Here is a 13,238-nt window from a genome sequence, read left to right as displayed (position 1 = left end):
TCCGTCGCTTGACGGGCTATCCGTCGCTTGAGGAGTTCTTTCCGTCGCTTGACAAGTTTTATCCGTCGCTTGCCGAATCTTTTTACATCTAACTATAACGCAAAAGCAGCTCTCCTCTATGGGAGAACTGCTTTTTTAATGTAATCCTGGGTAACCCTGTTGACGCAACGCTTCATAAATAACAATCGCTGCTGTATTCGATAGATTGAGCGAACGTACATGCTCACTCTGTGGAATACGTAAGCACATATCTCGACGCTCATAGGCAAAATCCTTTGGCAAGCCAGTCGTTTCTTTTCCAAACATAAAGTAAATATCACGATCTTTATCACTAAAATCATGTGTCGTAAATGGCTCTTCACTATATGTCTCAATTAAGTAAACATCGCCATTTTTTGATGCTTCTAAAAAATCCTCTAGCGAATCGTGATACACGACATTGACACTATGCCAATAATCTAAGCCGGCACGTTTTAGCATTTTATCGTCTGTGGAAAAGCCAAGAGGACGAATTAAATGTAGTGAGGTATTTGTTCCAGCACATGTGCGTGCAATATTTCCTGTATTCGCTGGAATTTCTGGTTGATATAAAACGATATGCAATGGCATAACGATACACTTCCTTAACTAAAAAATTGTAAACCTTTGTCAATTTCAACGAGTACTTCCTCGTCTTGTTCTTTCTCTTTTGCCTCAAGTAATACAGATTGAGCTTGCTCCCCGCCTATCTTGCCTAAAGCCCATGCTACCGTACCTCGAATAATAGGTCGTTCATCCTTTTCAAGAAGTGCTACTAAATCTGGTACCGCAGCTTCTTCTTTAAAGTGTGCAAGTGCCAAAATAGCATTGCGTTGAATTGGCTTTTTCCCCCGCCATGAACCAGAAACATGTCCAAACTTTTCTTTAAAATCACGATTTGAAATTGTTAAAAGTGGTACAAGTAATGGTTTTGCAAGTTCTGGATCAGGTTTAAATTCCTCATGTATCCAGTTAATCTTTCCTTTATTCTTTGGGCACACGGTCTGGCATGTATCACAGCCATACAAACGATTACCAATATGGGAACGAAACTCATCAGGTAGCATTCCCTTAGTTTGCGTTAAAAAGGCTATACAACGCTGTGAGTCTAGCTGTCCTCCCTCGATTAACGCACCTGTTGGACAAACGTCTAAACATAAACGGCAATCCCCGCATTCATCCTCCATAGGCTTATCAGGAGCAAAAGGGATATTCGTGATAAGCTCTCCTAAATATACATAAGAACCGAACTCAGGTGTTATAACCGAGCAATTTTTCCCGCTCCAGCCTATCCCCGCACGCTCTGCAACTGCCCTATCCACAAGTGCGCCTGTATCAACCATGGATTCAATACGTGCCCCTTCTATGCGCTCCTCAAGCCAGGCTGATAATAATTTCAACCGCTCACGTAATGCTGTATGATAATCGACACCCCAGGAAGCACGGCAAAAAATTCCACGTCTTGCTCCCTTCTTGCCAACAGGTGCATTTTGCATGCGCGACGGATAAGCTACAGCTATAGCCACAATGCTCTCTGCCCCCTCTAACAATTGTAGGGGTTCGGTACGTTTTTCAATATCACTTTCTTCAAAGCCAGACTGATAGCCAAGCTCTTGCTGACGGCGCAGTCTATTTTTTAATTCTGTAAATGGAGCTGCTGTTGTAAAGCCTATTTTATCTACACCAATGGACAATGCATACGCCACAAATTCACGTTGTAGGTCATGTATGTTCAATTTATTTCCAACTCCTTACATGATACAATAATAGAAATAGATAAAGTAGGTGATGTTTTATGGAAATTTCAATTAATCAATCTCTATTGACACAACATCCCGAGCTAAAAATCGGCATTATCCATTATACCAAAATTGTTGTTGCAGAATCTCCTCAAATGATTAAAGGACGCATGCAGTTGTATCAGGAAAACCTCTTTTTAGAAATGCAAGATAGTCCTGTAACGCAAAAAGCAGGAATCGCAGAATGGCGACAACTATGGAAAAAGCTTGGTGCAGATCCGAATCGCTATCGTCACTCAGCAGAAAGCTTAATGCGTCGAATTAGTAAGCAAAATTATTTAACACCACTTCACTCTGGTGTTGATTTAAATAATTTCTTCTCTCTCCAATATGAAATTCCAGTTGGCTTATATGATGTAGCTAAACTAAAAGGCAATATTGAGATCGCACTTGGCAACGAGGAAACTGGCTACGAGGGCTTAAATGGTCGTTTTAATTCATTAAAGAATATCCTTTACAGTTATGATGCTGAAGGAGCATTTGGGTCACCGTTTGTCGATTCTTTACGTACGGCTGTTTTAGAGGAAACAATCGAGGCTTTACATATTTTCTACCTCCGCCCATCATTGTCAGACGAAAATACTAAAGAGCTTCTCACATCTGCTGGTAAGATGTTTAACCAAGTTCATGGCGGCGATTATAAAATAGCCCTATTAACAGACGAAGTACCATCTACTACATTGTAAAGGACGTGTTTTCATGATTAATCTAGCAGAAGCCGTTAAGCTAAAAAGTATTTTAGCAAAAAAAGTTCAGGAGCTTGTTAGCGAGTTACACCGTAGCGCTTTTGTAACTGTTGAAAAAGGACAAGCACCCAAAACAAGTAATCGCGCAATGAATGTAATTGAAGCAGAATTGACTCAAGTACGTCTCGATGTTCGTACATTGGATCGTTTAGTGTATGAAGCAAATATAAAAAACACAGTAGACTTTAAAGGTGAAAAACTGGCATTAGTTGAAGCGATTGAGCTCGCAACACAGCTCCGCGCAGATGTCGAGCTTTGCAAACAGTTTAGTATGCATGAAAAAGAAAGTGTACGCATGGGTTATGGTGAAAATACAATGCTTTATGAAATTGCTATGTATGAGCCAGATGAATACCGTGAACGTGCTATTACACTAGAAAAAGATGCGCATAAATTATCGAATCTTATCAACGCAAAGAATTATAGTATTGAAATTAATTTCGATGATTCTCGTTATTTCTAATCTCGAGCGACAAGGCTATTATTTCTAAAATAGAAATAATAGCCTTGTCAGTAATATCCTCCAGTCCATATATACTGATGAATCAGAGCTTTTCATATCATTTGGAAATGTATACAATAATATTATGAAGTCGATGAGACTTCATATCGAATTGGATGTGCTGTTTTCACAACTAGCTTTTTGGAGCTAATTTAGCAAAACCAATGACAAGTTACCTTTTACTGTATGACCAATGACTAATAACCAACTATAAGCAATGGCCATACTCAAACAACTTGATAAGTATTTGAAAACGCCATCCAATAGCTCTCTTACATCTTGTGTGTAAGAGAGCTTTTTATGTGCATATAATTATTTCATCTTACTTTAATGAATAAAGAAGCAACGTAGAAGATTCCCCTATTACAAAGGCAATTAATTGATCTAATAATATTTCATCATGAAGAAGCCATCTTAGCAAAAAGACTCCACCGAAAATTAACATGATTAAAAACCCAACATATTGCAACCCATTATGTAGCATTTTCTACCTTCTCAAATTAACAAAAAAATCCAAGGTGTTTAGATATTAACGAACACTCTTGGATGACTTCCACTATTCAATTCTATGATTTAGCTGTTATTTATCCAAGGAATTATGCTATAGCTAAATCAAACTATTATTTCATTTCAATATCTATATTTAAGTCAAAAAAATCTTTCTTTTCGTCCTCATTCAACAAATATATTCCTGTATCCGTTTGAATAACGAATTGATTTTTCCATTTTAAAAACTCGAAAGGTCTCGAATTCAGAGAAATAAATGGGGTAATTTCTCCGCTGTCAGGATCAAAGATGACAATTCGTTTGTTTTCCATATCACAAATATATAATTGCTCATCAATATAAGAAATATATTCTGGATAATTTAAACTCGTCTGCTCATTTTCAGAAAAACTTACATAGAGTTCCTTGTATATTTCTCTTTGCTTCTGAGCAAGGCTTTCGTCTGTCGTATAATGATAGATTTTTTCTATTTTGAAACTCGGAAACATATATTTTACAACCGAATTTAATGTCGGGGATACGCCCCAAATGGCCTACCCATCTGAACAAATTTGATACAATGTATCACAATAGTCGGCAGCTTCCAATGAAATATATTGTACAAGCTCATCATGTTGATCAAAATGTAAAATGGTATCGTGCGGCCATAGAAGACAAACCGTTTCGTTTTGTATGGTACATGTCATAAAATTTTAACTTTAGAAAATAAATCACTTGGGATTATATCCATTTCAAAGTCCTTTTCTATATTTGCTCCAAACGTATTGTTAAAGTATTTTTTCTGACTTATCAACTTTGACTTTCCATCTTCTTTTATCCAGCACTTCGCTATACTTTCAACATAAGAAAAATTCGAACAAGATAATTGAGGAAATATCTTTCCCCAATTTTCACAAAAATTACTTTTCACATATAATTCTTTAGGAATTTCCTTTAAATACTCCCCATCATATTGATAGTAATAAGTTTGGTTTTCTTCTTCAGAAAAACTAGCGAAATATAATGTACTTTCGGTTTGTATAAGAGCATGACCATTCGAATGTAATTTTTTCATAAAATCTTTATCATCTCCATTTTATAAGGGAGGGTGAAAACCCATCAGCAATTATCACCGTGATGACACTTATCCCAAACTTGTAAAAAACAATAGCACGAATTTCAAAATTTTCAAAATCACTTTTTTCGGTTTTTTAAGCATATTTTGATAAAATCCACTTTTAATGAACATAAACAAACTTCAAAGATTAATATTTTTTCTGTTACTTCTTCTTGTCTAGCAAGCATTATTCTATACTAATGTAACTCCTCATGTTATTCCTCGCCCCCTCTTTAATAGTGTTAAAGAACTTACTTGGGGAAAATAAAAGAAAGTTAGTTTTCATTCTTTTCTAATTGTATCTTTTAATCCTTTATCTCTTTTTTAAAACATCAGTTTATGAAGCTTTTTTGCTCATTACACGAACGTCACAAACTTCGTAAAAATTCAAAAACTGCATTCATTAAACTCACTCTCCTCTCATGTGAAGGAGAGTTTTTCATGACTAGTTCTTCCCTAACATGGACACAATGGATATATCAAAAGAAAGGGGTTAAACAATGACAAACCAACATGATTCAACAAACGAGCATGACATGACTTTGACAAATCGACAGGGGCACCCTATTACTAACAATCAAAATATACGAACTGTCAGTAATCGAGGACCTGCAACCCTTGAAAACTATGATTTTATAGAAAAAATAAGTCACTTTGACCGCGAAAGAGTTCCTGAGCGCGTTGTTCATGCGCGAGGTGCTGGGGCACATGGCTATTTTGAGACATACGGTGTTGTTGGGGATGATCCTATTTCTAAGTATACAAGAGCAAAAGTCTTTCAGGATAAGGGGATGCAGACTCCTGTTTTTGTGCGCTTCTCAACAGTTATTCATGGTGGGCATTCGCCTGAAACATTACGTGATCCACGAGGCTTTGCTGTAAAATTCTATACCGAGGATGGTAACTGGGATTTAGTCGGCAATAATTTAAAAATCTTCTTTATCCGCGATGCTATGAAATTCCCTGATATGATTCACGCCTTTAAGCCTGATCCTATTACAAATATTCAGGATGTTGAACGCTTTTTTGATTTTTGTGCAAGCTCACCAGAATCCTTCCATATGGTGACATTCATTTATTCACCTTGGGGTATTCCAGCTAATTATCGAATGATGCAAGGCTCTGGCGTCAATACGTATAAATGGGTCAATGGTGAAGGCAAAGCCGTCCTTGTAAAATATCATTGGGAACCCTTACAGGGCATTAAAAACTTAACACAAAAAGAAGCGGAAGAAATTCAAAAGAAAAACTTCAATCATGCCACACAGGATTTATACGATGCGATTGAAAATGAGGATTATCCTGAATGGGAGCTGAACGTCCAAATTATGGAGGATGGTCCACATCCAGAGCTTGATTTTGATCCGTTAGATGATACGAAGCTTTGGCCTAATGATCAATTCCCGTGGTATCCAGTTGGTAAGATGGTGTTAAATAAAAATCCAGAAGATTATTTTGCTGAGGTTGAACAGGTCGCTTTCGGTACAGGTGTGCTAGTGGACGGATTGGATTTCTCGGACGATAAAATGCTACAAGGTCGTACCTTCTCTTATTCTGATACACAGCGTCATCGTGTAGGTGCAAACTATTTACAACTCCCTATCAATGCTCCTAAGAAACGAGTGGCAACCAATCAAAACGGTGGTCAAATGATGTATAAGCGAGATTTAGCTCCTGGGCAAAATCCTCATATTAACTATGAGCCGTCGATGTTAAATGGTTTAAAGGAAGCTACTCAATCAGCTAAAGAATATACACCACCCGTGGAAGGTAATCTCGTTCGGGAATCCATTGATCGTCAAAGTAATACGAAGCAAGCTGGCGAAACGTATCGCAATTTTGAGCAATGGGAGCGAGATGAGCTGCTTGAAAACTTAATTCGTGATTTAGCAGTCTGTCATATAGCCATCCAAGAAGCGATGATTGCATTAGCAGAGGAAGCAGATGAAGAATACGGTCGTTTGTTAAAAGAAGGATTACAAAAAGCTCGAAATGATTCATCTTCATCAAAGCCACTTGGCAATATTGATGGTGATACAGCACCTAAAAAGGCTATAGATAAAGGTCATGACGCAGAGTCTTATTAATAGCCTAAACGTTCATATAAAATAAAGCGCTCAGCACAATATAAAGTGCTGAGCGCTTCTTTTAATGCACACCAGGCAAAATCTTCAGTACCTTTTCCTGTGCATCTAAAATAGCAGCTACGCCTAATGGAATAGCAATATTCGTTGAATCATGGCCAATTTTAAAGCCTGCTACAACCGGAACGCCTAAATCCGCAAAATAATCCTTCATTAAAGTAAATAGTGCCGCTTCATCCGCTTCTGTTTGGGTAAAGGAACCGATAATAACACCGGCTAGCTGCTCAAGCTTTCTCGCCTGCTTTAATTGCTGCAGCATCGCATCGATTTTTGGGATAGATTCTCCAAGCTCCTCAATCAATAAAATACGACCTTCCGTGCAAACTTCAAATTTTGTACCTAATGTGTTAACAAGGCGACGTAAATTTCCACCAATAATCTCACCACGAGCTACACCAGGTGCAATCGTTGTTAATGGGGAAATATCCTCCGTATACTGTAATTCCATCGGTGAAAAAAGCTGTAAAAACATTCTCTTTGATAAGTCATCTATTCTTCCTACAGACATAAGTAGCGGTCCATGAAACGTCACTAAATTTGCATATTCGTTAATCGCGCAATGTAAATATGTAATGTCAGAGAAGCCCCAGAAGATTTTTGGATTTTCCTCAAGTAATCCGTAGTCAATCTTTTCCGCAATTCGCGCAGAGCCATAGCCCCCCTTAACACAAAAAATTGCCTTCACCTCTGGATTTCTCACCATCTCATGAAAGTCATTCAGACGCTCCTCATCACTACCTGCTAAATAATCATGCTTTGCCTGAATAGTATCCCCAATTATATAGTTAAGACCTAAATCATCAAGAAAGGATATAGCATCTCCTAGCTTTTCTGGCTTTACTTTACTTGATAAAGCCACAAGACCAACTGTATCGCCTTTTTGTAAATGTGGTACGGTACTTTTCACCCTAACCCCTCCTATAGTTTTTCTTATTCTAGCCTATAGATCATATTGTAGCATTGATTAATAGCGAAGCCTGTGCCTATGCATCTAAACTTTCAGGTGAATGCCCCGCAGCTCTGCTTTTTTCCGTCACTTTTTCCTTTCTTTCCGTCACCGTCGCCTTTCTTTCCGTCACCGTCGCCTTTCTATCCGTCGCTGTCGCCTTTCTATCCGTCGCTTGAGCTCTTCTTTCCGTCGCCGTCGCCTTTCAATCCGTCGCTCGAGCTCTTCTTTCCGTCGCCGTCGCCTTTCTATCCGTCGCTCGAGCTTTTCTTTCCGTCACCGTCGCCTTTCTATCCGTCGCCGTCGCCTTTTTATCCTTCGCTCTGAAAGCTAAAATAAAAAAGCGCAGACTTCAAATAATATAAAGTCTACGCATGTTTTCTATTTTGTTCCGCCGTAAATAACTGTTACATTTGGATGATTTAATAATTGGCTTGCTGGGAAATCTTCAGTGACGATACCACTTTTTAATTTTTCCATAGCCTCTAGCTTTTTTTCACCAAATGCAATTAACACGATCTCCTTGGCATTCATAATAGATTGGATACCCATTGTAATAGCATGTGTTGGTACATCCTTAGAGTCATCAAAATAAATTGCATTTTCTGTGCGTGTAGATTCAGTTAACTCTATAATATTAGTCAGTGAATCGAAAGCTGTGCCTGGCTCGTTAAAGCCAATATGTCCGTTTACGCCAATACCTAGAAGCTGGAGATCAATTCCTCCCGCTTCCTTGATTCGAGCATCATAAGCTACACACTCATCATCTAAATCCTCTGCCTTACCATTTGGTAAATGTATATTATCTTCCTTAATATCTACATTCTTAAATAAATTGTCATGCATAAATGTCCAATAGCTTGCTGGACTTGATTGATCGAGACCAACATATTCGTCTAAGTTAAAAGTAATAACATCGTTAAAAGATATATTTCCAGCTTGTTGGCGTTTCACTAATTCCTTATACATCCCTACAGGAGAACCACCAGTTGCTAATCCTAAAATACTTGTTGGCTTAACTTGTAATTGTTTAGTGAAAATATCCGCTGCTACTTCGCTCATTTCATCGTATGAATTTACTTCTATCCATTTCATTTCGCTTGTCATTCGTATACCTACCTTACAATCATTATTATTAACTAAAATAATAGGAAATATTTATCTTTATAGTAGCTAATATTTTCATTTTACAAGTTATTTACCTACTTTTCTATTATTTTCTTTCTATTATTCACGTGTATTCTCGAGCCATTTCGGTTATGTTATTTAGTAAGGAAGTGAGGAGATTTTATGAATTCACAAATACAGCAATATTTAAAGCTTATTCAATTTCAAGGATCTTTAGAGCCATCTATTAAGCTACTTGGTCAGCTCCAAACAAGACATCTACATACCATTCCTTATGAGAACCTAGATGTTGCCTTGAAACATGGCATCTCCTTCGCTATCCCTGACCTTTTTCAAAAAATCATTATTCAACATCGCGGAGGCAATTGCTTCGAACTAAATATTTTATTTAGTTGGCTACTTCGCGAACTCGGATTTTCTGTAACCAATCGCTATGCTCAGTTTTGGCGCAATATTGAAGAAAATACTCCTGCCAAAGATGTACCTATGCATCAGCTATTACTTGTCAATTTCGCTGACCAATTATATATTTCAGATGTTGGCGTAGGTGCACTAGCTCCTTGTAAGCCAGTTCCACTAATAGCTGGGCACCAACACCGTGAAGGTAATGAGCTTTATAAAATTGAACGAGATGAAGCGAACGGCTGGATGCTGTACGAACAAACAAAACATAATTGGCGTTTACTCTATAGTTTTTTTGATGACGCAAACGATGCAAAGTTTGCACCAAGACTTTCTAAACAAAAAAATAAAATCGCTATGATTCGTACCCCTCGTGGACGACACACAATGCTTAATAATGAATTCCGAATATACGAGGGACAATCCCTAACAACCTATACAACTCATAACGAAAAGGAATGGCGACAAGCACTCCATCGCTTTTTTCATATTTCATTAGATTAGATGCTTCATGACAAAAAGCAGGCATCCCCATTAATAGGAGGCTTGCTTTTCCTGTGCTAACTTTTTAGGTACGACTTATTTACAAAAGAGCCTCCGCAAGCGTTTACAGAGACTTATTAATTAAACTATTTGTTTTGAATTATACCGAAGCCAAGCCCAGTTGGATCTACCATATAGGCAAGATAAAACTCATCGAATTCCATTTTGTCACGAACAATGATGGCACCATTCTGTTTAGCTTGGGAAATAGCTTCATCGATAAAATCCACTTCAATTTGAATACGTGTTCCAAAAGGATAGTCATGTGGCCCCTTAGCAATACCGCCATTAATCCCGGATTTTTCATCACCCCCGGTTATTACAGCCCAATATTCCCAATTAGGTGCAGCTACCTCCCAACCAAAAACCTTTGCATAAAACTCAGCTGCTTTTTCAGGTTCCTGACTATTTAATTCAAACCCTATTACCCTCCCCATATAATTCCCCTCCTGATTTTTGAAGTATAATTTATAGTTCAACAGTTTGTTGAATATTTCCTTCAACCAGACTTCTGTAACTGGCGCTGTCCGTAGCAATTGTAAAAACTTGATGACTTAGGTATTTAACTATTCATTAATTGGTAAAATATTGTATACTCGAATTAGAACGACCGTTCAAATATAAAAAAGAGGTAAATCATTGAACAAAAGACGTTATGATAGCGGGAAAGCAAAAATTGAAATTATGGAACATGCGGTTAGTTTGTTTTCTCAAAAAGGCTATAATCAAACATCAGTTGGAGATATTTCAACCGCTTCAGGCTACAGCAAAGGACATATTTATTACCATTTTGAAAACAAAGAAAAGCTTTTTGTTCTTTTAGCGCAACTAACAATGCAGGATTGGCACAACAAATGGCTGCAAAAGGAATGTACCTACTCCACAGCAACAGAAAAATTATATGGCATGGCCATGCACGTTCTCTATCATTACCAAACACCTTTATTAAGATCAGGCCAAGAGCTAGCTTCCAATCCAAAATCGAGCCCTGAATCATTGCAACACTTATACAATTTAGCGATTGTACCGATGGGTGCTTATCGCACAATCCTTCAAGAAGGAATTGATAGAGGAGAATTTGTTGATGGAAATATTGATGAGTGGACCGTTCTTCTAGGCACATGGTTAGGAGGGTTATGTCAGCTTACAAATACTCAGGAGCTTAAAGCACTAGAGCCTCTCTTTAATCAGGCAATAACCATTTTTTTAAAGGAGATAAAAAAAGGTGGGATATAAATGAAAATTGCATGTATAGGAGACAGTTTAACAGAAGGCCGACCAGGGGTTTCATTTTTTAAACTACTAACAACAAAACATCAACATATCGAATTTGATAATCACGGTAAACCAGGTGAGACAGTAAAAAGCTTATACACTCGTTTAGAGAAATCGAAGCCAGCTACTTATTATGACCTTAGCTTTCTTTGGATTGGTGTCAATGATGTCTATGCTAAACTTTTGAAAGTGCAGGCACAGCCAGTTACAAAAGATCTTCAAGAGTTTAAAGATTACTATGTAAAAGTTTTAGAAATGATTTTAGCATCCTCTGAACATGTTGTTTTAGTAACACCAGCTTTAATAGGAGAGGAAATAAAAAACACTTCAAATACGGAATTAAAAGAGCTCTCCTCCATTATTCAATCCATTTCTTCTAAATATGCAAATGTTAGCTTTTTAAATATGCAAGAGATTTTTGAGCGTCACTTGGAGCAAGTTAATAGTTCGGATTATATTAACACCAATGTTATGCGAGTAATGAAAGATGTACTGTTTTATAAAAATCCTTTTCGTATTGACCGTTTATCCGAAAAGAGAGGGCTACATTTAACTTTAGATGGTGTTCATTTAAATAGTAAAGGCGCAGAACTTGTCGTGGAAGAATACACAGCTGTAATTGAACGGCTTCAATTACAGGAAGCTACTGTCCATTAGGAATTTATACGAGGGATGAAGGTTGCAGTTGTTACTGGTGGTGTATCAGATATAGGGAAAGCTATCTGCAAAATATGCCGAAAAGCTCGATTAACATAAGCCTTTAAAATAAAAGCTGTCTTTCTAATTGGTAAAAAACCGCTATGCTTTTTCGCCGGCAAGGCACGAGCCGCATCAGGGCCAAAAATAGGATGTTGGACATGAAGACATATGTCTCCATCGCTACAATTTCATTTACACTTCATCACAAAAACAATTCGTAGGAGTCTCGCGGCTTTTTACCTTTATATTAAAGATAACTAAAACACAAAAACTAATTAACTCCTTAAGAGGCAGCTAGTGATCTTCTTCATTCTTCTTATAAATGCCTAAGAGTAATATAATAAGCCCTATAACAAAAATCAAAGGAGATAAAAACATCATAATCGATGCTGCCCATCCGTTTCTAACCGTCATTCCATACGTGACGCCAATTAAAAAAGATAAGAATGGTGCAAATGCAATCATTGTAATGATACCCCAAACTATATATCTTCCTTTCTCCGACCTTCCTTCGCTTAATTGGAATGCCGCTATTAAACCTACTAATACAATTATTAATGCAATGACAAACGCCATAAAATCACCTCCTCTTTTCTTCTACAATATGCTGTAATAGTTAAATGGTTTGGTAACTTTAACACTAAACTTCTTAAAAATATCCCTGTCATTAATCTCATGCCGTTATTTAATCAAAAAAAATACCACAACCATCAATTGCTGTGGTTGTGGCTTTTTACGGCTCGATCTAATTGACATTTTGCAAAATAACACCATCGCTCATTTTAATAATACGATCCGTATAAGCAAGCATCTCTTCATCGTGCGTCACCATTAAAGTAGTAATGTTTAAGGTCTTAGTCAAATCTCTAATTAATAACATAACCTCTTTTGATCTTTTTGAATCTAAACTTGCCGTTGGTTCATCTGCGAACAGAACTTTCGGTTTATGAATAATTGCTCGAGCAATGGCAACACGTTGCTTCTCTCCACCTGACAATGAAGAAGGATAAGAATTTTTCCGATGGTCCATTCCTACTAATTTTAGTATTCGATCAACTTCATTTTTTTGTTCAGACTTCTTTAACTTGGATTCAGAAACATCAAGCATTAGCAGTAATTGTTCCTCAACTGTAAGAAACGGTACAAGGTGCGCAAACTGGAAGACAAATCCAAATTTACTTGCTCGTACTTTTCGAACTTCTTCAGAGCTCATTGAAGTTAAATTGTTATCTTCAAATATAACTTGCCCATCTGATGCAGGCTGAAGTCCTGCAGCTATTGTTAGAAGCGTACTTTTACCAGACCCAGATGCACCTACCAATGCTATGATTTCTCCTTCTTTTAGAGAAAGGTTTATTCCTTTTAATATTTCTTCTTTTACTTCGCCATTAGTAAACGTTTTTCTAACCTCATCAATTGTAAATAAAGTCATA

The 13,238-nt window shown here is 37.3% G+C and carries 17 protein-coding genes; 7 read left to right on the top strand and 10 right to left on the bottom strand.

The window, feature by feature from the left end:
* Positions 1-135 precede the first annotated feature (135 nt).
* Positions 136-609, bottom strand: a complete 474-nt coding sequence (trmL, locus tag ACQKNC_RS16100) for a tRNA (uridine(34)/cytosine(34)/5-carboxymethylaminomethyluridine(34)-2'-O)-methyltransferase TrmL (protein WP_053485736.1) — start codon at positions 607-609, stop codon at positions 136-138.
* A gap of 14 nt (positions 610-623) precedes the next feature.
* Positions 624-1,754 carry a tRNA epoxyqueuosine(34) reductase QueG gene (queG, locus tag ACQKNC_RS16095; protein WP_427425786.1) on the bottom strand — a complete coding sequence of 377 codons (1,131 nt, stop codon included), beginning with the start codon at positions 1,752-1,754 and terminating at the stop codon, positions 624-626.
* Between the two features lie 59 nt (positions 1,755-1,813).
* On the opposite strand from queG, the gene ACQKNC_RS16090 reads away from it, so the two are divergent.
* Complete coding sequence (locus ACQKNC_RS16090; RefSeq protein ID WP_427425785.1) at positions 1,814-2,503, top strand: B3/B4 domain-containing protein; 690 nt, start codon at positions 1,814-1,816, stop codon at positions 2,501-2,503.
* 13 nt (positions 2,504-2,516) lie between these two features.
* Entirely contained in the window at positions 2,517-3,026 is a 510-nt protein-coding gene (locus tag ACQKNC_RS16085) for a hypothetical protein (RefSeq protein ID WP_427425784.1), read from the top strand.
* A gap of 361 nt (positions 3,027-3,387) precedes the next feature.
* Here the strand turns inward: ACQKNC_RS16085 and ACQKNC_RS16080 are convergent, their stop codons facing one another.
* The 3 genes from ACQKNC_RS16080 to ACQKNC_RS16070 form a co-directional block, all read right to left on the bottom strand.
* A complete protein-coding gene (locus ACQKNC_RS16080) occupies positions 3,388-3,549 on the bottom strand; it encodes a hypothetical protein (protein ID WP_427425783.1) in 162 nt (53 codons plus the stop codon).
* A gap of 136 nt (positions 3,550-3,685) precedes the next feature.
* Positions 3,686-4,060, bottom strand: coding sequence for a hypothetical protein (locus ACQKNC_RS16075; RefSeq protein WP_427425782.1), 375 nt, complete (start codon positions 4,058-4,060; stop codon positions 3,686-3,688).
* A gap of 194 nt (positions 4,061-4,254) precedes the next feature.
* Complete coding sequence (locus ACQKNC_RS16070) at positions 4,255-4,626, bottom strand: hypothetical protein (protein WP_427425781.1); 372 nt, start codon at positions 4,624-4,626, stop codon at positions 4,255-4,257.
* A 542-nt stretch (positions 4,627-5,168) separates the two neighbouring features.
* On the opposite strand from ACQKNC_RS16070, the gene ACQKNC_RS16065 reads away from it, so the two are divergent.
* Positions 5,169-6,755 (top strand): catalase, encoded by a 1,587-nt coding sequence (locus ACQKNC_RS16065; RefSeq protein ID WP_427425780.1) that lies wholly within the window; start codon positions 5,169-5,171, stop codon positions 6,753-6,755.
* 61 nt (positions 6,756-6,816) lie between these two features.
* Here ACQKNC_RS16065 and ACQKNC_RS16060 read toward each other — a convergent pair whose 3' ends face one another.
* The gene (locus ACQKNC_RS16060) at positions 6,817-7,719 is read right to left on the bottom strand and encodes a S66 peptidase family protein (RefSeq protein ID WP_427425779.1); all 903 of its coding nucleotides are present in this window, start codon (positions 7,717-7,719) and stop codon (positions 6,817-6,819) included.
* A 100-nt stretch (positions 7,720-7,819) separates the two neighbouring features.
* On the opposite strand from ACQKNC_RS16060, the gene ACQKNC_RS16055 reads away from it, so the two are divergent.
* Positions 7,820-8,092: a hypothetical protein gene (locus tag ACQKNC_RS16055; protein WP_427425778.1), complete on the top strand. Its 273-nt coding sequence runs from the start codon at positions 7,820-7,822 to the stop codon at positions 8,090-8,092.
* A gap of 47 nt (positions 8,093-8,139) precedes the next feature.
* On the opposite strand, the gene nagB is transcribed toward ACQKNC_RS16055, so the two are convergent.
* Positions 8,140-8,853 (bottom strand): glucosamine-6-phosphate deaminase, encoded by a 714-nt coding sequence (gene nagB, locus ACQKNC_RS16050; protein WP_427425905.1) that lies wholly within the window; start codon positions 8,851-8,853, stop codon positions 8,140-8,142.
* 195 nt (positions 8,854-9,048) lie between these two features.
* Between nagB and ACQKNC_RS16045 the strand changes: the two genes are divergently transcribed.
* On the top strand, positions 9,049-9,792 hold the full coding sequence (locus tag ACQKNC_RS16045) for an arylamine N-acetyltransferase family protein (RefSeq protein ID WP_427425777.1): 744 nt from the start codon (positions 9,049-9,051) through the stop codon (positions 9,790-9,792).
* A 125-nt stretch (positions 9,793-9,917) separates the two neighbouring features.
* Here the strand turns inward: ACQKNC_RS16045 and ACQKNC_RS16040 are convergent, their stop codons facing one another.
* Positions 9,918-10,268: a VOC family protein gene (locus ACQKNC_RS16040; protein ID WP_427425776.1), complete on the bottom strand. Its 351-nt coding sequence runs from the start codon at positions 10,266-10,268 to the stop codon at positions 9,918-9,920.
* Between the two features lie 202 nt (positions 10,269-10,470).
* Here ACQKNC_RS16040 and ACQKNC_RS16035 point away from each other — a divergent pair, with 202 nt between their 5' ends.
* Entirely contained in the window at positions 10,471-11,067 is a 597-nt protein-coding gene (locus ACQKNC_RS16035; protein ID WP_427425775.1) for a TetR family transcriptional regulator C-terminal domain-containing protein, read from the top strand.
* A complete protein-coding gene (locus ACQKNC_RS16030; protein WP_427425774.1) occupies positions 11,068-11,763 on the top strand; it encodes an SGNH/GDSL hydrolase family protein in 696 nt (231 codons plus the stop codon).
* 336 nt (positions 11,764-12,099) lie between these two features.
* Here ACQKNC_RS16030 and ACQKNC_RS16025 read toward each other — a convergent pair whose 3' ends face one another.
* A complete protein-coding gene (locus tag ACQKNC_RS16025; protein WP_427425773.1) occupies positions 12,100-12,381 on the bottom strand; it encodes a hypothetical protein in 282 nt (93 codons plus the stop codon).
* 169 nt (positions 12,382-12,550) lie between these two features.
* Positions 12,551-13,237 carry an ABC transporter ATP-binding protein gene (locus tag ACQKNC_RS16020; RefSeq protein ID WP_427425772.1) on the bottom strand — a complete coding sequence of 229 codons (687 nt, stop codon included), beginning with the start codon at positions 13,235-13,237 and terminating at the stop codon, positions 12,551-12,553.
* Position 13,238 lies beyond the last annotated feature (1 nt).

It is taken from the genome of Lysinibacillus sp. NPDC094177 (genome assembly GCF_050279145.1).
GTDB lineage: Bacteria > Bacillota > Bacilli > Bacillales_A > Planococcaceae > Lysinibacillus.
The sequence above is the reverse complement of the archived record's forward strand: the minus strand, read 5'-3'. Positions and strand labels throughout refer to the sequence as shown.

What these genes read in the sequence shown, in the direction of transcription:
- trmL (WP_053485736.1), bottom strand. Translation starts at nt 609, where the DNA reads ATGCCATTGCATATCGTTTTATATCAACCAGAAATTCCAGCGAATACA.
- ACQKNC_RS16090 (WP_427425785.1), top strand. Translation starts at nt 1,814, where the DNA reads ATGGAAATTTCAATTAATCAATCTCTATTGACACAACATCCCGAGCTA.
- ACQKNC_RS16085 (WP_427425784.1), top strand. Translation starts at nt 2,517, where the DNA reads ATGATTAATCTAGCAGAAGCCGTTAAGCTAAAAAGTATTTTAGCAAAA.
- ACQKNC_RS16080 (WP_427425783.1), bottom strand. Translation starts at nt 3,549, where the DNA reads ATGCTACATAATGGGTTGCAATATGTTGGGTTTTTAATCATGTTAATT.
- ACQKNC_RS16075 (WP_427425782.1), bottom strand. Translation starts at nt 4,060, where the DNA reads ATGTTTCCGAGTTTCAAAATAGAAAAAATCTATCATTATACGACAGAC.
- ACQKNC_RS16070 (WP_427425781.1), bottom strand. Translation starts at nt 4,626, where the DNA reads ATGAAAAAATTACATTCGAATGGTCATGCTCTTATACAAACCGAAAGT.
- ACQKNC_RS16065 (WP_427425780.1), top strand. Translation starts at nt 5,169, where the DNA reads ATGACAAACCAACATGATTCAACAAACGAGCATGACATGACTTTGACA.
- ACQKNC_RS16055 (WP_427425778.1), top strand. Translation starts at nt 7,820, where the DNA reads ATGCCCCGCAGCTCTGCTTTTTTCCGTCACTTTTTCCTTTCTTTCCGT.
- nagB (WP_427425905.1), bottom strand. Translation starts at nt 8,853, where the DNA reads ATGAAATGGATAGAAGTAAATTCATACGATGAAATGAGCGAAGTAGCA.
- ACQKNC_RS16045 (WP_427425777.1), top strand. Translation starts at nt 9,049, where the DNA reads ATGAATTCACAAATACAGCAATATTTAAAGCTTATTCAATTTCAAGGA.
- ACQKNC_RS16040 (WP_427425776.1), bottom strand. Translation starts at nt 10,268, where the DNA reads ATGGGGAGGGTAATAGGGTTTGAATTAAATAGTCAGGAACCTGAAAAA.
- ACQKNC_RS16030 (WP_427425774.1), top strand. Translation starts at nt 11,068, where the DNA reads ATGAAAATTGCATGTATAGGAGACAGTTTAACAGAAGGCCGACCAGGG.
- ACQKNC_RS16025 (WP_427425773.1), bottom strand. Translation starts at nt 12,381, where the DNA reads ATGGCGTTTGTCATTGCATTAATAATTGTATTAGTAGGTTTAATAGCG.
- ACQKNC_RS16020 (WP_427425772.1), bottom strand. Translation starts at nt 13,237, where the DNA reads ATGACTTTATTTACAATTGATGAGGTTAGAAAAACGTTTACTAATGGC.